Consider the following 17,446-nt stretch of genomic DNA (forward strand, 5'->3'; position numbering starts at 1 on the left):
TCTTATAAAAAGCGACCGGTCCCCTCTTCGGGACCGGTCGCTTTTTATGCCGTTAAATGGACAGGAGTATAACGGTAGTGTTTACCGCAACCTGAAGTGTTGTTTATGTTTGAAGGCCTCGTCGTTGAGCAACAGCCCGAAGTACCAGTAGTCGAGGCTCATCTTAACCCGGCTGTCGGTATACAATGCTTCCCATTTGCTTTGCGGGCAAAGGTGATGATGCGGATGCAGGGCCAGTACGCCGGTCCCCGCTTCAAGGGCCGCATCCAGGCGATCCGGTGTTATATGGGCAGCCGAGCTGATCAACAGGCACTGCCCGCCATTGGCAACCGGATCCGGCTGCCTGGTATGGGTAATGGCAACGGCGGGTACAATACCGGGCAGCAGGGCGCCCAGCCAGTCCAGCGTGCCATCGCCGGGCAGTACTACCTGCGCCGGTTTCAGGAAATACAGGGTTTTGTACAAGAGCTTTCTTTCCCGCAGCGTCCAGGTTGCGGGCCAGCCGGCCAGGGCCTGTACCTGTGTGGTACGGATCTTATTTTTATTGCGCAATACCCGCTCCACAAATGCGTATACAAACGGCGAGTGGGTGCCATGCCGGCCTTTGGCCTTCATCCAGTGCCGGCTGTAGTTCAGGATCTGTTTCAAGTCCGGTAGATTAAGCGTTCGTTTTTTGAGCTTCCCATCGCTGGAAGGTAAAGGCAAAAGCATGTTTATCGTCTGCGGGATGTGCTTCCTCCCATACCAGTTGCCATTGTCCGGGCGCAATGACCGGGAAAAAGGCAGTACCGTTATTAATCGTGGTATGTACCCGGGTCATATAAATTACATCAGCCAGGTGCATGGCGGCTTTATAGATCTGTCCGCCGCCGATGATGGCCACCTCGGCATGGTGCTGCGCCCGCAGGTAATCCAGGGCCTCTTCTATACGGGAAAAGACCAGCACACCTTCCGGGACTTCCTTCAGCGTAGCCGAAATAACGATATTCAGCCTGCCGGGCAATGCTTTTCCCAGGGAAATCCAGGTGTTCTTGCCCATGATCACAGGTTTGCCCAGCGATTGTTTTTTAAAAAATTTCAGATCATCGGGCAACCGCCAGGGCAATTCGTTGTCTACCCCGATCACGTTGTTTTCGGAGGCAGCTACTATCATGGATACTTGCATGGGGCAAAGATGACGATTTTTATTTAGTCCTTAAAGAGGAATAAGGAATTGCCGCGGGAGCAGTCATCTCCGGCGCCGGTTTACACTTTATTTAACCGTAATATTTTTACAATACCATGACAATCCATTACCTTCGGTAGTATAAATCTTGACCTTATGAAGAAAATAGCCGCGATTATCCTGTACGGTGCATTTGCCACCCTGATGGTGCATTGTTCGCCCAAAGCCAGCAAGGCGATCAGCGAGCTGCCCGTAGAATCAAAAGAGCAGATCGTTGCCCAATACAGTCCGCAGCAACTGGAGTCGGGTAAAACCATTTTCATGAGCAGTTGTAATAAATGTCATAAATTAAAAGAGCCGGGTAGCCGCACTCCGGAGCAATGGAATAAAGTGCTGAAACGCATGATTCCTAAAGCCAGGCTGAGCGACGAGGACGGAAAACTGGTAAGGGCCTATCTCATAGCCAATTCCAAAACAGCCATCGATAAATAATTAATACCGATATAAAGCCTGTCTATAGCAGACAGGCTTTTTTTATTCCCTAACTTTGTAGCATATCAACACGGATCTATGAAGATAGGAATTGTATGTTACCCTACATTTGGCGGCAGTGGCGTGATGGCTACGGAACTGGGGCTTGCCCTTGCCGACAAAGGCCATGAAATACATTTTATTACTTACCAGCAACCGGTAAGGCTCAATGTATTCCGGCCCAATATCTATTACCACGAAGTTATCGTGCCCAAATACCCGTTGTTTGATTTTCCGCCTTACGAAACAGCGCTGGCCAGTACCCTGGTCAACGTGGTCAATAACAACCAGCTCGACCTGCTGCATGTGCATTATGCCATTCCCCATGCATCGTCGGCCTATTTTGCAAGACAGATGCTGAAAAAACAGGGTAAGGATATTCCCTTTATCACTACCCTGCATGGCACCGATATTACCCTGGTCGGTAAAGACTCGACCTATGGCTGCGTCGTTACCTTCTCCATCAACGAATCGGACGCCATTACGGCCGTATCCGAAAACCTGCGCGAAGAGACGTTCAAATCCTTCGCGATCGACAAAGAGATCAGCGTAGTGCCCAACTTTGTAGATGCACAACGCTTTCACCTTACCAATAAAGAACATTTTAAAAAGATGCTGGCCCCGGCCGGAGAACGCATACTGGCGCACGTTTCCAATTTCAGGAAGGTAAAACGCGTTGAAGATGTACTGGCTATATTCGAACAGGTACGCAGCCATATGCCTTCTAAACTGCTGATGATCGGCGACGGCCCCGAACGCCAGAATGCGGAAGACCTTTGCCGGAAAATGGGCATCGCCGACGATATCCGTTTCCTGGGCAAACAGGACCAGATGGAAGAGATCCTCAATATAGCCGATGTATTCCTGCTCCCCTCCCAGTACGAAAGCTTCGGACTGGCAGCGCTGGAGGCCATGGCCTGCGGCGTACCCGTTATCTCTTCGAATGCAGGCGGCTTGCCCGAGATCAATATCCACAACCAGACCGGCTTCCTGGCCGATGTAGGCGATGTAAAAACGATGGCTGCCCATACCGTATACCTGCTGGAGCATGAAGAGCGCCTGCAGCAATTTAAAGAGCAGGCCCTGGCCCATGCCGCCAACTTCTCGATCGATAAGATCGTGCCGATGTATGAAAACCTGTACCGCCAGGTAACTGCCAACAGGCATGTACCCATCGTGTAAGACAGTCCCGAAAAAGAGACTCCCGATAAAAAAGACGCTGCCGGCCGGTAGCGTCTTTTTATATACCCTAACTTTGCAGCCTTTATTCCACGCTGCATGCAAGATATACTGGGCCAGGCCATCTCGGACTACTACAATTACGAACGCGACCAGACCTTATGGGTACACGATACCCTGGGGCCTAAAGTACCCATGCCGGTGTCGGTTTATTTCCGGCCCGAAAAGGATATGCCCGCACTGGAGCTCGAAGCCCTGCGCCATTGCAAAGGCCGGGTGCTCGACATTGGCGCGGGTGCAGGCAGTCATGCGCTGGCCTTACAGGACCGTGGCATCGATGTTGCCGCTATCGACATATCGCCGCTGGCCGTATCGGTAATGCAGTCGAGAGGTGTGGAAAAGGCATTGGTAACAGATATTTTCCAGTTTGGGGGCGAACGTTACGATACCTTATTGCTGATGATGAACGGCATTGGTCTTTGCAGCAATATTGCGGGCCTGCACCGTTTCCTGAAGTATACCCGGAACCTGCTGGCGCCCGGCGGGCAATTACTTTTCGACTCCTCCGATGTGGCTTATCTCTATGAAGACGGCTTACCCGCCGGCGACAACTATTACGGCGAAATCCGTTGCCGCTACGAGTATAAAAAACAGAAGACCGACTGGTTTACCTGGTTGTACGCCGACCAGTCGGTACTGGCAACCGTTGCCCGCGAAGAGGGCTATCATAGCGAAGTCCTGTTTGAAGACGATAACGACCAATACCTGGTCCGGCTCCGACCCATTTCTTAAATTATAAAGGTGCAGCCCGGGCCGCACCTTTATAATTTTACAGAGTTAGCTCTGGCTTATAACCGGAAGCCGCGCAGGAAGGCTTCGATATCCATCCTCTTTTTACCTTCATACTGGATATCGCGGCAGTATACCCAGCCATCGGCTGCGGCAAACCGGAGATAGGTTTTACCATCCGATTCGTAATGCCCCGGCTGCTGTCCGTGTTGCTCCAGGCTGAACGCCGACGTAAATATTTTTAGCTGTTTGCCTCCAAGCGTGGTAAAGGCCGCAGGGTACGGCGACATACCGCGTACCAGGTTATGTACCGAGGCCGCATCGCGCTGCCAGTCGATCTGGCAATCTTCGCGGAAGATCTTGGGTGCATGTTTTAAGACGCCGGTTTCCGGTTGCGGCTGTTCGGCAATTGTTCCTTTTACCAATCCGTCTACGGTACGCAACAGCAAAGCGGCGCCTTCCTGCATCAGTTTTTCGTACAGGGTACCGATATTGTCGGCATCCAGGATCGGGACGCTTTGTTGTAAAAGAATATTGCCCGTATCGATTTCGTGTACCAGTTTAAACGTCGTTACCCCGGTCTCGTGCTCGCCGTTGATGATGGCCCAGTTAATAGGAGCTGCGCCCCGGTATTGCGGCAGCAGCGAAGCATGTACATTAACCGTACCCATGGGCGGCATGTTCCATACCACTTCGGGCAACATACGAAAGGCGACCACGACCTGCAGGTCGGCCTTGTAAGCAGCCAGCTCGGCCAGGAACGCGCGACTGCGCAGCTTTTCGGGCTGCAATACCGGCAATTGCTGTGTGACAGCGTATTCTTTAACGGCAGAAGCCTTAAGCTGCATGCCGCGGCCGGCGGGCTTATCGGGCGCTGTAACTACAGCCACCACGTTGTACTTGTTTTCGACCAGTGCTTTAAGGGTAGCCACGGCAAAGTCGGGCGTACCGAGGAATATGATGCGTGGATATTGCGGATCAGTAGGAGTCATGGCAGCAAAAATAAGGCCTCGCCGACGATCTGCAAATTCAGCATACAATATGCAGTGTCAGAAACTAGTAAAGAATTAACAGGTTTGTTATATCTGTTATAGTAACTGTTCGTTCTATTTATTACTTTTACCGCTTTAAACGACGAGCTATGGCGCAGCCGCTACTGCCTAACGACGATAATGAACTATTACTTGCCTTCCGGGACGAAAGTACCCGGGAGGCCGCCTATACCAAGATCATCCGTAAATACCAGGAAAAATTGTACTGGCATATCCGCCGTATGGTCGTGAACCATGACGATGCTAACGATGTACTGCAAAATACATTTATCAAAGTATGGAACTACCTGGATAACTTCCGGGAAGAAGCCAACCTGTATACCTGGATGTACCGGATCGCCACCAACGAAACCCTGACCTTCCTCGATAAGGAAAAACGCAGGGCTTCCTTATCGCTTTCCGATCACGAAAGCAGCCTTGCCAATAAACTCCAGTCTGAAAAAGGATTCGATGCCAATAAGCTGGAATGGAAACTGCAGCAGGCCATCCAGAGTTTGCCGGAGAAACAGCGGACCGTGTTCCTGCTCCGCTACTATGAAGAGATGCCGTATGAAGAGATGTCGGTAGCCCTCGAAACCTCGACCGGCGCCCTTAAGGCATCGTACCACCATGCAGTGAAAAAAGTAGAGGAATTTTTAAAGCGAGATTAAACCCCGGTTATAAATATAGGTCTATAACACAATATGAAAAACCGTGAAGTAATATTAGCAGAATTGGGCGATCTAAACGCAAGTTTCGGGGCACCTGAATTTAATGTAGCTACATTACAGGCACCGGAAGGCTACTTTCAGCATTTCCCTGTTGAAATGACCGCCATCATAAAAGCCATGAACAGCGAGGATGCACAGTTACCGCAAGCGTACCAGGCGGAGGCTGCCTACACTGTTCCCGATCAGTATTTCGCGCAATTGCCGGAGCTGTTGCTTTCCAGGGTCAGGGCGGCCGATGAACTCATCCATAAGGGCAACTATACATGGGACAACGCAGCGAAGCAAAACCCCTACACCCTGCCCGAAAATTATTTTGATCAGTTCGAATCCCAACTGATGGCCCGCATATCCGAGCCGGTTGCGAACGCCCAGGCCGAGATCGACCAATTGTCGCCTTTACTGGCCGGACTCAGGCAACAGCAGGTTTTCGAGGTGCCGCAGGATTATTTCCAGGCTCCCGTAGCAGCGCCCAAACCGGTCAGGACAGTAGAACATCCTTCGGTAAAAAGTATCAAATGGGCCCGTTGGGCAGCGGCAGCAGCCATCCTTATCATATTCGGACTGGGTGCGTTCCAGATGTTCAACCCTGCCATCGCAGAACCCAAGCAAAGCTTCCAGCAGTCGCTGGCCCAGATCCCAAGCGACTCCATCCGCGAATGGTTGTCTACCAATATGGATGAAGAAGACATCAACAGCCTGGGCAACAGTGTTGCCGGCCTGGATGTGATCAGTACCAGCAGTGTACTGAAAGGATTTACAGACAAAGAAATTGAACAATACATAGAGTCAGAGGTTTGGTAATCCCTGCACCCTTTAGTTTTAAAATAGAAAGCAATGTTTAAAAAGATAGCCACCGGAACCCTCTTATTATTAACCCTTCTGTGCACCACGATACAAGCCCAGGACCGGGCCACACCCGATCCGAAAATAAGAGCGCTGAAGGTCGAATTCGTTACCGGTAGAATGAGTCTTACCCAACAGCAGACCCAACGGTTCCTGCCCCTGTACCATCGTTACTCGGATGAGCTGTTGTTTGTAAAACGCAAGATCAAGAACCTGAAGAATAATGCCAGCAGCCAATACCAGGTGGAAGAGCGGCAGAACCTGGAAGAGAAAATGGTTGAAATAAAAGGCCGCTACAAAGATGACTTCCTGAAAATAATTACCGCACAGCAATTAGCAGCCATGTACCAGGCCGAAGGTGAATTTAAAAATGTATTACTGGAACATCTGAAGAAAACCGGGAAATAAGCGCCGGTATGTTTTAAAGCGCAGGGTCTTAACGAGACGCCAATACCAGAAAACAATAAGAAACAATACCTGATAAGAAATTAAAACACCATGCTGGTCATGGTGTTTTTTTATTTTTATAATGCCGGTATGTGTTATAGCACAGAGTGCTTAGCGGGACGCTAGAACAGATGTGAGATCCATTTTAAAGACCAGGGCGCTTAGCGGACGCTAGAACCAGGTGGGACGCTAAGACCAGATTCGTAAACGGACTCCGTTCAAAACCAAAAAATCACCCACATTAACCAACATGTTTTGGTAGGCTTCGCATAAAATAAAGTAATAAATAAAAAGAAAGGCATAAAGTTTTTATATTTATCCTATCCTTTACAAAATTTTGGCGGTCTTTTATAATTAGCAGTTTATCAGCAAAATAGTAACATTCGATATATTTAACATGAAAAAGATTCTACTCCTGTTCCTACTCCCTTTTATAAGCGGGTCATCCTTTGGACAGGTATGCAGTGGCGTATGGGGGCCACCCATTGTCAATCAAACATTTGGTCAGGGCAATGCAACCGATAGCTGGTACGGACCGCTGGCCACTTTCGCACCCGGCGCTACGACTTCTACCACTTTCGTAGGGCCTCCCGGCCCTCCCGGCGGCAACCTGACCGACGGCAGTTCGGCCTTAACCAAAACACCCAGTGTATACGGTGCCAACTGGATCAACCATGCCGATCATACAGGCAATCCATTCGGTTTGATGTTCCTCGTAAATGCCCCCTCTACTGCGGCTACCATCTTCTTCGAATATACGATGGACAATCTTTGTCCGAATACCACACTCCGCCTGTCGGCCTGGATATTGAATGTAAATGCATCTTCGGTACTGACCTCGACCTGTGCCGGCAACTACCAGTACCCCAATATGACACTGCGCGTAATCGACCCCGTAACCAATGCGGTACTGGCTACCACCCCTACCGGCAATGTACCGGCCGACAGCACCTGGCATCAATACTCCATGGTATTCAGTAATGGCACCAACGCCTCCGTCAAACTGCAGCTGATCAATAACTCTGTAGGCTCCGGTTGCGGCAACGATCTTGCCCTCGACGACATTACGGTGCAACCCTGTGTACCGGTTTCGCATGTATTGCCCAAAATAGATACGCTCATCTGCCAAAACACCTCGCTTACCTTCAATGCCCAGGTAGTGGCCAGTCCATACAACCCGGCCGAATACCAATGGCAATACAGCACCGATGCCGGCGCCACCTGGGTCAACCAGGGAGCGGCCTCGAACAGCACGGCTTATGTTTTTAACGCCACCACGGCATCGCCCGGCACGTACTGGATCCGTTACAGAACAGGTCCGCAAGGCACTACCGCCAATGTCAACTGCATTGCCACCAGCGATACCACTAAAGTAACCGTAAGCGCGCCCCCCGTATTGCCCGTATTGAACTATACCAGCAAGTACTGTACCGGCACGCCGTTCGAAGGCTTTACCATCGTATCGGGTACCAATCTTAAATGGTATACCAGTTCATCCGGCGGTACCGGCAGTACAGCCACACCGGTAGTCAATACCGCCATACCCGGAGTGTATACCTGGTATGTAAGCCAGACCACAGCACAGGGCTGCGAAAGCAACCGGCTGGCCGTAACCATTACCGTGGTGCAGTTACCGGCGTCCTCCTTTACCCCCGTATTGGGCTTGGCCTGTGCACAGGATACCGTTCATTTCCAGAATACCTCAACCAATGGCAATACCTATTTCTGGGATTTTGGCGATGGTCATACCGATACCGCCAAAAACCCGGTGCACATTTACCCCAACCAGGGCAGCTACAGCGTGATGCTGGCATCGTACAACAGCTATTGCGCCGATACCCTGTTTGTAACCGTAAACATAACGCACCCGCTCCAGGCCCTGTTTACCACCAGCGCCGATACCATATGCGAGGGCGGCACCATTGCCTTTACCAATACCTCCACCGTTACCACCGTAAACGGTATAGCGCCTACCTACCACTGGAACTTTGGCGACGGCAGCGCCGTATCCACCCAGCAGAGCCCCAGCCATACCTTCCCGGCGCCGGGCATCTATACCGTAAGCCTCGTAACCGGCAACAGTATTCCCTGCTTCGATACCATGCGCAGAACCGTGTACGTGGACTCCCTGCCCTATGTATCCTTTACCAGGAGCGATACGGCCATTTGTATGGGCGACAATATCGTTTTCAACGCTACCTATGGCAGCAGCGGTCTTAAAGAACTGCTCTGGAACTTTGGCGACAAGCCCGACCTTATTGCCGATGTAAACCCGGCGACCTACTCCTATGATGCACCCGGCGTATACACCGTTACCCTTAACGGCAAATACAGGGTATGCGACGAAGTAAGCACGACCGCCAAGGTAACCGTTAAGCCTATGCCTACGATCAATATCGGCAGCGATACCTCCATCTGTCTCGATGGTACGCCATTCATCATCGGCGACCAGTTAAATGCGGGCAACCCGCTGGCCTCCTGGGATTGGAGCACCGGCGATACTACGGCTGCCATCACCATCAGGCACTACGGGCATTATAAAGCAAGGGTAACCATCGACCAGTGTTCGACTACCGACGAGATCGAGGTACGCAAAGATTGTTTTATCGATATGCCCAACAGCTTTACGCCAAACGGCGATGGCATTAATGACTACTTCTTCCCCAGGCAATTGCTGAGCGCTGGCCTCAAAAGCTTTAAAATGGCGGTGTTCGACCGTTGGGGTCAAAAAGTATTCGAAACCGAAAGCATCAACGGCAGAGGATGGGATGGTAAATTTAACGGCAAAGAGCAACCCCTCGGCGTATACATTTACCAGATTGATGTGGTGATGAAAAATGAAAGAACCGAAACCTATACCGGTAACGTAACCCTGCTGAAATAAACAAAAACAATAAACAAACATAACGACAAAGCGCGTGCCCCACGGTACGCGCTTTGTCGTTACCCGTAAAACCCTACATGTTGTGGTAGCTTTTTCGTTAGCAGCTAGTTATTGCCCGTAATACAGGCATAAGTTTTTATTTTTACCCCCATCTTTTCCAGTTTTTCCCGGGTCTTTTTAGATACAGCACTGATCCAGTTTTCAAGCTCCGTATACTGTATAATATGAAAAAATCAATACTATCTATCCTCTTTGTGCTCTTTTCCGGAATGTTGTTTGGCCAGGGGTTTTCCTTTAACCTTACCGGCAACCCGGTCAATACCACCGGTTGGAATTTTGCGGCACAAAGCAGTGTCAATGGCGATGAGTTTATCCTGACCAATGCCCTGGGCAGCCAGGCGGGTTACATCTATTACAATACGCCCCAGAACCTTTCCAACTGTGCCCAGTTTACCGTGAGCTTCAGCTTCCGGATCACGAACAGTTCCAGTCCTACGGCCGATGGCATTGCCTTCTGGTATATTTCCAACCCGCCAACAGGCTTTACTGTGGGCGGCGGTATCGGTCTGCCCAATAACCCCAACGGCTTATTACTGATCCTGGATACTTATAACAACGGCGGTCCCAATACCAATCCTAAAGTGTCGCTGCGCAGGCTGGACGGTACCAGCAATTATGTGGAAGGTTCGACCACCGGTCAGCTGGCCCCCGACCTGGTAAGCCAGAACTTTATTACCGACGGCAACTGGCATACCTGTACCCTGGCTTACAATTTCGGTACCGTAACCGTTGCCTTTGATGGCAATCCGCCGGTAATGACCGGAACGACCACCCTGAGCATTAACGGCTATTTCGGCTTCTCTGCAGGTACAGGCGCATCCTGGGCCAAACACGCGATCAAGAACGTAAGTGTAACCGGCGCTCCCGAGCCAGCCCCACCAGTGGCTAACGATATTACCTATTGCCAGTTTGCACAGCCCGCGCCGCTTACCGCTACAGGCGTAGGCCTCAAATGGTATACCACACCGACAGGCGGTACGCAACTGCCCTCCGCACCCACGCCCAGCACCGGCGTACCCGGCACCTATACCTGGTATGTAAGCCAGGCCGTACCGGGTTGCGGTCTCGAAAGCCTGCGCGATACCCTTACCGTAACCGTGAACCCTACTCCCCTGCCCCCGGTGATCACTGTGCCGAAGTACTGTTCGGGACAGCAACCTACCCCCATTACGATAACAACAGGCACCAATGTAAAATGGTATGATACGCCGACCGGCGGCACTGCCACAGCAACGATACCCGTGGTTAATACCACGGCTGCGGATACCTTTACCTGGTATGCCACCCAGACCAATGCCCTGGGCTGCGAAAGCCAGCGCATTGCCGTAACTGCTATCGTGAACCAATCGCCACAGGTAGACTTTACCCATACCCTGGGCCTGGCCTGTGCACAGGACACTGTTCATTTCCAGAATACCTCGCTTACTGCAACCAGCTATTTCTGGGATTTTTCAGACGGTTATACCGATACTGCTAAAAATCCGGTGCATATCTACCAAAACCAGGGCAGCTACAGCGTAATGCTGGCCGCTTCGAATAACTATTGCAGCGATACTACTTACAAAACCGTAACGATAACACACCCGCTCCAGGCCCTGTTTACCACCAGCGCCGATACCATATGCCAGGGCGGCACCATTGCCTTTACCAATACCTCCACCGTTACCACCGTAAACGGTATAGCGCCTACCTACCACTGGAACTTTGGCGACGGCAGCGCCGTATCCACCCAGCAGAGCCCCAGCCATACCTTCCCGGCGCCGGGCATCTATACCGTAAGCCTCGTAACCGGCAACAGTATTCCCTGCTTCGATACCATGCGCAGAACCGTGTACGTGGACTCCCTGCCCTATGTATCCTTTACCAGGAGCGATACGGCCATTTGTATGGGCGACAATATCGTTTTCAACGCTACCTATGGCAGCAGCGGTCTTAAAGAACTGCTCTGGAACTTTGGCGACAAGCCTGACCTTATTGCCGATGTAAACCCGGCGACCTACTCCTATGATGCACCCGGCGTATACACCGTTACCCTTAACGGCAAATACAGGGTATGCGACGAAGTAAGCACGACCGCCAAGGTAACCGTTAAGCCGATGCCCACGATCAATATCGGCAGCGATACCTCCATCTGTCTCGATGGTACGCCATTCGTCATCGGCGACCAGGTAAATGCAGGCAACCCGCTGGCCTCCTGGGACTGGAGCACCGGCGATACTACAGCTGCCATCACCATCAGGCACTACGGACATTATAAAGCAAGGGTAACCATCGACCAGTGTTCGACTACCGACGAGATCGAGGTACGCAAAGATTGTTTTATCGATATGCCCAACAGCTTTACGCCAAACGGCGACGGCATCAATGACTACTTCTTCCCCAGGCAATTGCTGAGCGCTGGCCTCAAAAGCTTTAAAATGGCCGTGTTCAACCGTTGGGGTCAAAAAGTATTCGAAACCGAAAGCATCAACGGAAGAGGATGGGATGGTCAATTTAACGGCAAAGAGCAACCCCTCGGCGTATACATTTACCAGATCGATGTGGTGATGAAAAATGAAAGAACCGAAACCTATACCGGTAACGTAACCCTGCTGAAATAAACAAAAACGACAAACAAACATAAGGACAAAGCGCGTACCCCACGGTACGCGCTTTCCCTTTATCGCAATTATTGCGCATCTTTGCGGCATGATGAAAATAGGGTTCGATGCCAAAAGAGCGTTCCTCAATTATACCGGGCTGGGCAATTACAGCCGCTCTGTAATCACATCGTTACACCATTATTTCCCGGAACAGGAATATTTTCTCTACACACCCAAAACAGTGCAAAACGCCCGCACGGCGGGTTTACAAGCCGGCGCCAACCTGCACATCAGGCAACCGGCAATACCCATTTTAAAATCGCTGTGGCGCAGCCGGCTGGTAGTGCCCCGCCTGCAGCAAGACGGGCTGGACCTTTATCATGGCCTGAGCCACGAGTTGCCCCTGGGCCTGCAAAAGACCGGCATACGTTCGGTGGTTACCATCCACGACCTTATCTTTTTACGCTACCCGCAATACTATAAACTTGCCGACCGTAAGATCTATGAAGCCAAGTTCCGCCATGCCTGTAATAATGCCGACCGCATCGTTGCGATCAGCGAGCAGACCCGGAACGATATCTGTAATTATTTCGGCACGCCGGCCGGTAAGATCAAGGTGGTCTACCAAAGCTGCGACCCCGCCTTTACCCAAACCGCAACAGCAGTGCAGTTGCAACAGGTAAAAGCAAAGTACCAGTTGCCGGAAACCTACCTGCTTAGCGTGGGCACTATCGAAGCGCGTAAGAACCTGTTATTGGTTATACGGGCGCTGGCCCTGTTGCAAAAACCTTTAAAACTTGTAGTGATCGGTAAAGGCACGGCTTACCTGGACCAGGTAAAGACGGAGATTGCCCGGTTACAACTTACAGACCGGGTGCTCTTCCTGGAACAGGTACCCTTTGCCGATCTGCCGGCGCTTTACCAACTGGCCCACATTTTCCTGTACCCTTCCGAGTTCGAAGGCTTCGGCATACCCATACTCGAAGCGCTCTACTCCGGCGCCCCCGTAATCGCGGCTACAGGCTCCTGCCTGGAGGAAGCCGGCGGCCCGGACAGTGTTTATGTACACCCGCAGGATGAACAGGGTCTTGCCACCGCTATCGATAACATTACGAATAACAGCGAACAGCGCGGGCAAATGATAACGGCGGGCAAAAAATATGCCGCCCTGTTTACAGAAAGGCGGCAGGCCGAACAACTGATGGCCATCTACCGGGAGCTGACCGGTAAAGTATAACAGCCCCGGCACTTTATTACCGGGGTTCCTGGAAACGGGGATCTTTTACAAACTCTTCGTCGTTGAGGGTATTAAGGAATGCTTTAAGGGCATTGCGTTCGGTAGCTGACAAAGCGATACTGCCGGAAGCCAGCAAAGGATCGAGATTCGGGGTTTGCTGTATGCCTGAAGTGTAATGATCCAGTACCTGGTCGATGGTTTCAAAACGGCCATCGTGCATATAAGGCGGCGTAAACTTAAGATTGCGCAGCGAAGGCACCTTAAACCGGTACAGGCTGGTCGCTTCGAAGGGGGTAATATGCCCGCGGCCACTGTCGATCAGGCCTTTTTTGTTGGGCTTAAGCGCAAGGCCGTTGTTGCGGAATGTGAAATCGGAGAACAAGGGTTCTTTATGACAGGAGGCACATTTGGCCTGGAACACGCTTAAACCGTCCAACTCTTCAGCCGAAAGGGTACCGCCCGCTTCGTTGCGTTTGTACTTATCATACCTGGAATTGGCCGACACCATCAGGCCCATAAACTGGGAGATCGATTTGAATACCCGTTCGGTGGTTACCTGCTCGTCGCCGAAGGCTTCCTTAAACAACTGTCGGTAAGTGGCATCGCCCTGTAGCTTGGTGAGCACGCCCTGCAGTGTTTCGTTCATTTCGTCGGGATTGGTAATGGGTGCAGCCGGCTGCAGCTCCATATGGATCACACCGCCATCCCAGAAAAAGCTGGTATGCCAGTTGAGGTTAAACAGGGCCGGCGAGTTACGTACGCCTACCTTTTCGTCCACACCATGACTGACATCGTGCCCGAATTGCGAAAAGGCCGCAAAGGGCTGATGGCAGGAGCCGCAGGATATGAGATTATCGCTGGAGAGCCGTGTTTCGAAAAACAGTTTCCGGCCCAGCTTAAACCCGTTTACGGTAAGGGGATTACCGGAAAAATTGTACACAGGGGCATCCCAGCCCTGGGGCACCCTGAAATTGATATCGGCCAGGCTGGGATCCTCGATCGGGGCCGGCGTTGCCGGGCTGTCTTTGGAACTGCAACCGTAAACCGCTACCGAGGCTACTACGGCGCCGATAATCCCATATTGCAAAAGCCTGCCTTTCATCGCGGCTATACCGCCCTTCTTCCGCTGCTGTACCATACTTAGTTTTCTACCTTGGTTACAGACAGCATCTTGCTGTAATTTAAGGAAATATTGTAGGCCTGCTTACCCGGGTTCATCACTTCGGAGGTCGTCGAAAAGTCGATCAGGTAGTCGCCTTCAAACCACTTCAGGATATCGGACTTCAGGGTGATCGTGCTGGTCCCGTTATTTTTGATTTCGAGCGTCTGCGTTAAAGGCAGGGTAACCTCCCGTAATACGCTATAGGCGCCGGTATAACCACCGAGGTGGAATACCAGGCTCTTGTCCGACATGGTAGATTTGGGCGATTTGCCCTCTACCTTAGCCATAATATAACCGGAACTCCAGGTCCAGAACATATCGTTGAGCAGGTCCAGGTCGCCGGTATACGGACCGTTTGCCGTACGGGCGCTATCCACGCCGAGTAATATTTTAACGGCCGTGTAGCTGCCTTCCGGCACATTACCCATGGAGAAGGAACGGGATTCGGGTTTGGCCTGGTCGATCAGGTGATAACTTTCCGTTTCGGCATATTCGCCGCCACCGGATTTTACCAGCCTGATATTACTGATGTAGTATTTATACAGTTTTACACCAAACGAATCGCCGTTGGCATTGACATAGGAATAACCATCCAGCGAACCCAGGTTGTATAAGTCCAGGGGCGTAGATCCTACATAGTTTTCGAACTTCACCGCAACAGAGCCTTTGCCGGCTGCCGGTGCATCGTCGTTATTTTTGGAGCAACTGCCCAGCAGCACAAGCCCTAAAGAAAGCAATAAAGGGTATTTCATTAAATGCATACAACTATCTTAATGGGGGTGAAGATACTTAATTTTTTGTTATTATTTATAGCCCTCCGAAAATCTGTAACCAGCCTGTTTCCTGCTCCTGGCGTACCTTGTAAGATAGCGGATTATACTGGTATGGCATTGCCAATTTTTGTTATTTATCACAAAAACTACCGGTAGATCGCTACCCCGCCGGAACCATCGCTCTTTTTAAAACCACGGTACATACCCGCCGTATTAAATGGCATGGCAATATTCCCTGCCGTATCTATCGCGATCAGTCCGCCTTCGCCCCCGATCGCAACCAGGTCCTGCAGCACGACTTCGTCGCAGGCCTCCTGCAGCGGCATGCCTTTATAAGCCATAAGGCAGTGTACCTGGTGGGCTGCCACCTGCCGTATAAACAGCTCGCCATGGCCGGTGCAGGATACCGCGCAGGTCCTGTTGCTGGCATAGGTGCCGGCCCCGATCAGCGGTGTATCACCGATCCTGCCATACCGCTTGTTGGTCATGCCGCCTGTGCTGGTAGCAGCGCATACCTGGCCGTCGCGATCGAGCGCGACCGCACCCACCGTACTGAATTTGCGATCGCCCGGAGGCGTATGATCCAGTTGGGTCGTACCCGCCGCCAGGGCGTTTTATATTGTTCGTAGCGGAAGGCGTCAAAAAAATAGGCGTCGTCTTCAAAAACAATACCCTGCTCCCGGCCAAAAGCCTCGGCCCCCGCAGCACTCAGCAAGACATGCTGCGACCGTTCCATAACCAGGCGGGCCAGTAAAACCGGGTTGCGTACATTGCGTACGCCGCACACCGCACCGGCCTGGCCGGTATCGCCCCGCATCAGCGAAGCATCCAGCTCCTGCCGGCCTTCATGGTTGAACACCGCGCCCCTGCCGGCATTGAACAAGGGACAGTCTTCAAGCGCCGTCACTGCGCTGCAAACGGCATCGAGTGCAGCGCCACCCGCTTCCAGTACGCGAAAGCCCTGGTCCAGCGCATCCTGCAGGCCGGCTTCGTATTGCCGCTGCAGACCGGCATCCAGCAAACGGGCATCTATCGTACCGGCGCCGCCATGAATTACAATTGCATACATAAACAAAGATTGGACAGACGAAAATAAGCATTCTGCCTATCCCGTCCCATTCATCCCCGATTTGTAATTCATCAAATTACTTGGTTATTTTGCAGGTCATGAGCTTAATACATTTAATCGTCGGAGATGCTACTGCCCAACCCTTAACAGAAGCCGTAGCCCTGGAAGAAACATTAACCGGGGAGATTCTTGTACTCAAAGATATCCTGAACGTCGGACCGCTGAAAACCGAAGGTATGGGCTTCAGCGAAGGCCGCAGCGCCTTCTGGAATACTGTGATACCCGAAGGACAGGCAGCCGCTGAAGTCGATGACCTCGAAAGGCTGATGACGGTTTCCAGCAGGCTTTCCAACGATCCGTCGCTACAGATCTGGTTCTGGATGGCGCCCCGTGCCGCCGATGTATGTGCTTACTTCTGGTTGCTCCAGTTTCTCAAAAAACACCAGGGCAGGTTCTCGGTAATCAATATCAACGGGCTGCCTTTCCTCGATGAAAACGGGAAGCTGTTCTACCCCGACAGCTTTGGCGAAGTGCCGGTAAAAGAGATTATCAAAGCCCGTAAGCTGGCCCGCGTTATTACTCCTTCCGAATGGGAAACCGATGGCGACGAATGGCCGCGGATGATCGCCGAAAACCTGGGTCTGCGCAAGCATGAGGCCGGCAAAAAAATATCCGGGCAACCCATCAGCTTCTACGACGATTTGTTGCTGTCGCTATGTACCAAATCGAACCAGAAAGCCACGCGCATCGTAAACCAGGCCATGACCAAAAACAAGATCCAGACTGGCGACCTGTTCCTGTTATGGCGTTTACGCGAACTGGCAGCACAGGGATTGCTGGAGCAGCAGAAAGGCGATATAAAACTGGCATCAGAAAAAACAGGCAACGAAGAACCGGCGCAAGAGGATCAGCCGGATCAGCCGGAAGCCCCGGCACAAGAATAATTACGCCACCTACCGTAAA

17 protein-coding genes are annotated in these 17,446 nt (G+C 51.6%); 10 read left to right on the forward strand and 7 right to left on the reverse strand.

Annotation, left to right across the window (positions count from 1 at the left end):
- Positions 1-81: 81 nt before the first annotated feature.
- Complete coding sequence (locus B0I18_RS22760; RefSeq protein ID WP_106525073.1) at positions 82-648, reverse strand: hypothetical protein; 567 nt, start codon at positions 646-648, stop codon at positions 82-84.
- Positions 649-658: 10 nt separating this feature from the next.
- On the reverse strand, positions 659-1,165 hold the full coding sequence (locus B0I18_RS22765) for a dihydrofolate reductase (RefSeq protein ID WP_106525074.1): 507 nt from the start codon (positions 1,163-1,165) through the stop codon (positions 659-661).
- 156 nt (positions 1,166-1,321) lie between these two features.
- Between B0I18_RS22765 and B0I18_RS22770 the strand changes: the two genes are divergently transcribed.
- From B0I18_RS22770 to B0I18_RS22780, 3 genes are all read left to right on the forward strand, one after another.
- The gene (locus B0I18_RS22770) at positions 1,322-1,657 is read left to right on the forward strand and encodes a cytochrome C (RefSeq protein ID WP_106525075.1); all 336 of its coding nucleotides are present in this window, start codon (positions 1,322-1,324) and stop codon (positions 1,655-1,657) included.
- 78 nt (positions 1,658-1,735) lie between these two features.
- Entirely contained in the window at positions 1,736-2,878 is a 1,143-nt protein-coding gene (bshA, locus tag B0I18_RS22775) for an N-acetyl-alpha-D-glucosaminyl L-malate synthase BshA (protein WP_106525076.1), read from the forward strand.
- Positions 2,879-2,974: 96 nt separating this feature from the next.
- The gene (locus B0I18_RS22780; RefSeq protein ID WP_106525077.1) at positions 2,975-3,667 is read left to right on the forward strand and encodes a class I SAM-dependent methyltransferase; all 693 of its coding nucleotides are present in this window, start codon (positions 2,975-2,977) and stop codon (positions 3,665-3,667) included.
- Between the two features lie 56 nt (positions 3,668-3,723).
- On the opposite strand, the gene fmt is transcribed toward B0I18_RS22780, so the two are convergent.
- The gene (gene fmt, locus B0I18_RS22785; RefSeq protein ID WP_106525078.1) at positions 3,724-4,656 is read right to left on the reverse strand and encodes a methionyl-tRNA formyltransferase; all 933 of its coding nucleotides are present in this window, start codon (positions 4,654-4,656) and stop codon (positions 3,724-3,726) included.
- 149 nt (positions 4,657-4,805) lie between these two features.
- Between fmt and B0I18_RS22790 the strand changes: the two genes are divergently transcribed.
- The 6 genes from B0I18_RS22790 to B0I18_RS22815 all read left to right on the forward strand — a co-directional run bounded on the left by B0I18_RS22790 (position 4,806) and on the right by B0I18_RS22815 (position 13,479).
- Positions 4,806-5,366 carry an RNA polymerase sigma factor gene (locus tag B0I18_RS22790; protein ID WP_106525079.1) on the forward strand — a complete coding sequence of 187 codons (561 nt, stop codon included), beginning with the start codon at positions 4,806-4,808 and terminating at the stop codon, positions 5,364-5,366.
- A 156-nt stretch (positions 5,367-5,522) separates the two neighbouring features.
- Positions 5,523-6,227: a hypothetical protein gene (locus tag B0I18_RS22795; protein WP_146146853.1), complete on the forward strand. Its 705-nt coding sequence runs from the start codon at positions 5,523-5,525 to the stop codon at positions 6,225-6,227.
- Positions 6,228-6,260: 33 nt separating this feature from the next.
- Entirely contained in the window at positions 6,261-6,677 is a 417-nt protein-coding gene (locus B0I18_RS22800; RefSeq protein ID WP_106525081.1) for a hypothetical protein, read from the forward strand.
- Positions 6,678-7,113: 436 nt separating this feature from the next.
- The gene (locus tag B0I18_RS22805) at positions 7,114-9,600 is read left to right on the forward strand and encodes a T9SS type B sorting domain-containing protein (RefSeq protein WP_106525082.1); all 2,487 of its coding nucleotides are present in this window, start codon (positions 7,114-7,116) and stop codon (positions 9,598-9,600) included.
- Between the two features lie 224 nt (positions 9,601-9,824).
- Positions 9,825-12,260 carry a PKD domain-containing protein gene (locus B0I18_RS22810; RefSeq protein ID WP_106525083.1) on the forward strand — a complete coding sequence of 812 codons (2,436 nt, stop codon included), beginning with the start codon at positions 9,825-9,827 and terminating at the stop codon, positions 12,258-12,260.
- An 88-nt stretch (positions 12,261-12,348) separates the two neighbouring features.
- Positions 12,349-13,479 (forward strand): glycosyltransferase family 4 protein, encoded by a 1,131-nt coding sequence (locus B0I18_RS22815; protein WP_219906035.1) that lies wholly within the window; start codon positions 12,349-12,351, stop codon positions 13,477-13,479.
- 16 nt (positions 13,480-13,495) lie between these two features.
- Here the strand turns inward: B0I18_RS22815 and B0I18_RS22820 are convergent, their stop codons facing one another.
- The 4 genes from B0I18_RS22820 to B0I18_RS25445 all read right to left on the reverse strand — a co-directional run bounded on the left by B0I18_RS22820 (position 13,496) and on the right by B0I18_RS25445 (position 16,483).
- Entirely contained in the window at positions 13,496-14,617 is a 1,122-nt protein-coding gene (locus B0I18_RS22820; protein WP_245882147.1) for a cytochrome-c peroxidase, read from the reverse strand.
- Between the two features lie 2 nt (positions 14,618-14,619).
- Positions 14,620-15,402 (reverse strand): MbnP family protein, encoded by a 783-nt coding sequence (locus tag B0I18_RS22825; RefSeq protein WP_106525084.1) that lies wholly within the window; start codon positions 15,400-15,402, stop codon positions 14,620-14,622.
- 158 nt (positions 15,403-15,560) lie between these two features.
- Entirely contained in the window at positions 15,561-15,962 is a 402-nt protein-coding gene (locus B0I18_RS25440) for an isoaspartyl peptidase/L-asparaginase (RefSeq protein ID WP_281258012.1), read from the reverse strand.
- Positions 15,899-16,483: an isoaspartyl peptidase/L-asparaginase gene (locus B0I18_RS25445; RefSeq protein ID WP_281258013.1), complete on the reverse strand. Its 585-nt coding sequence runs from the start codon at positions 16,481-16,483 to the stop codon at positions 15,899-15,901. The genes B0I18_RS25440 and B0I18_RS25445 overlap by 64 nt, the downstream gene beginning before the upstream one ends.
- Positions 16,484-16,581: 98 nt before the next feature.
- Here B0I18_RS25445 and B0I18_RS22835 point away from each other — a divergent pair, with 98 nt between their 5' ends.
- Positions 16,582-17,427 (forward strand): DUF3658 domain-containing protein, encoded by an 846-nt coding sequence (locus tag B0I18_RS22835; protein ID WP_106525085.1) that lies wholly within the window; start codon positions 16,582-16,584, stop codon positions 17,425-17,427.
- Positions 17,428-17,446: the final 19 nt, after the last annotated feature.

The sequence above is a fragment of the Taibaiella chishuiensis genome, assembly GCF_003014535.1.
In the GTDB taxonomy this organism is placed as follows: domain Bacteria; phylum Bacteroidota; class Bacteroidia; order Chitinophagales; family Chitinophagaceae; genus Taibaiella; species Taibaiella chishuiensis.

What these genes read in the sequence shown, in the direction of transcription:
- B0I18_RS22825 (WP_106525084.1), bottom strand. Translation starts at nt 15,402, where the DNA reads ATGCATTTAATGAAATACCCTTTATTGCTTTCTTTAGGGCTTGTGCTG.
- B0I18_RS22790 (WP_106525079.1), top strand. Translation starts at nt 4,806, where the DNA reads ATGGCGCAGCCGCTACTGCCTAACGACGATAATGAACTATTACTTGCC.
- B0I18_RS22765 (WP_106525074.1), bottom strand. Translation starts at nt 1,165, where the DNA reads ATGCAAGTATCCATGATAGTAGCTGCCTCCGAAAACAACGTGATCGGG.
- B0I18_RS22815 (WP_219906035.1), top strand. Translation starts at nt 12,349, where the DNA reads ATGATGAAAATAGGGTTCGATGCCAAAAGAGCGTTCCTCAATTATACC.
- B0I18_RS22795 (WP_146146853.1), top strand. Translation starts at nt 5,523, where the DNA reads ATGACCGCCATCATAAAAGCCATGAACAGCGAGGATGCACAGTTACCG.
- B0I18_RS22800 (WP_106525081.1), top strand. Translation starts at nt 6,261, where the DNA reads ATGTTTAAAAAGATAGCCACCGGAACCCTCTTATTATTAACCCTTCTG.
- B0I18_RS22820 (WP_245882147.1), bottom strand. Translation starts at nt 14,617, where the DNA reads ATGGTACAGCAGCGGAAGAAGGGCGGTATAGCCGCGATGAAAGGCAGG.
- B0I18_RS22810 (WP_106525083.1), top strand. Translation starts at nt 9,825, where the DNA reads ATGAAAAAATCAATACTATCTATCCTCTTTGTGCTCTTTTCCGGAATG.
- fmt (WP_106525078.1), bottom strand. Translation starts at nt 4,656, where the DNA reads ATGACTCCTACTGATCCGCAATATCCACGCATCATATTCCTCGGTACG.
- bshA (WP_106525076.1), top strand. Translation starts at nt 1,736, where the DNA reads ATGAAGATAGGAATTGTATGTTACCCTACATTTGGCGGCAGTGGCGTG.
- B0I18_RS22770 (WP_106525075.1), top strand. Translation starts at nt 1,322, where the DNA reads ATGAAGAAAATAGCCGCGATTATCCTGTACGGTGCATTTGCCACCCTG.
- B0I18_RS22835 (WP_106525085.1), top strand. Translation starts at nt 16,582, where the DNA reads ATGAGCTTAATACATTTAATCGTCGGAGATGCTACTGCCCAACCCTTA.
- B0I18_RS25445 (WP_281258013.1), bottom strand. Translation starts at nt 16,483, where the DNA reads ATGTATGCAATTGTAATTCATGGCGGCGCCGGTACGATAGATGCCCGT.
- B0I18_RS22780 (WP_106525077.1), top strand. Translation starts at nt 2,975, where the DNA reads ATGCAAGATATACTGGGCCAGGCCATCTCGGACTACTACAATTACGAA.
- B0I18_RS22805 (WP_106525082.1), top strand. Translation starts at nt 7,114, where the DNA reads ATGAAAAAGATTCTACTCCTGTTCCTACTCCCTTTTATAAGCGGGTCA.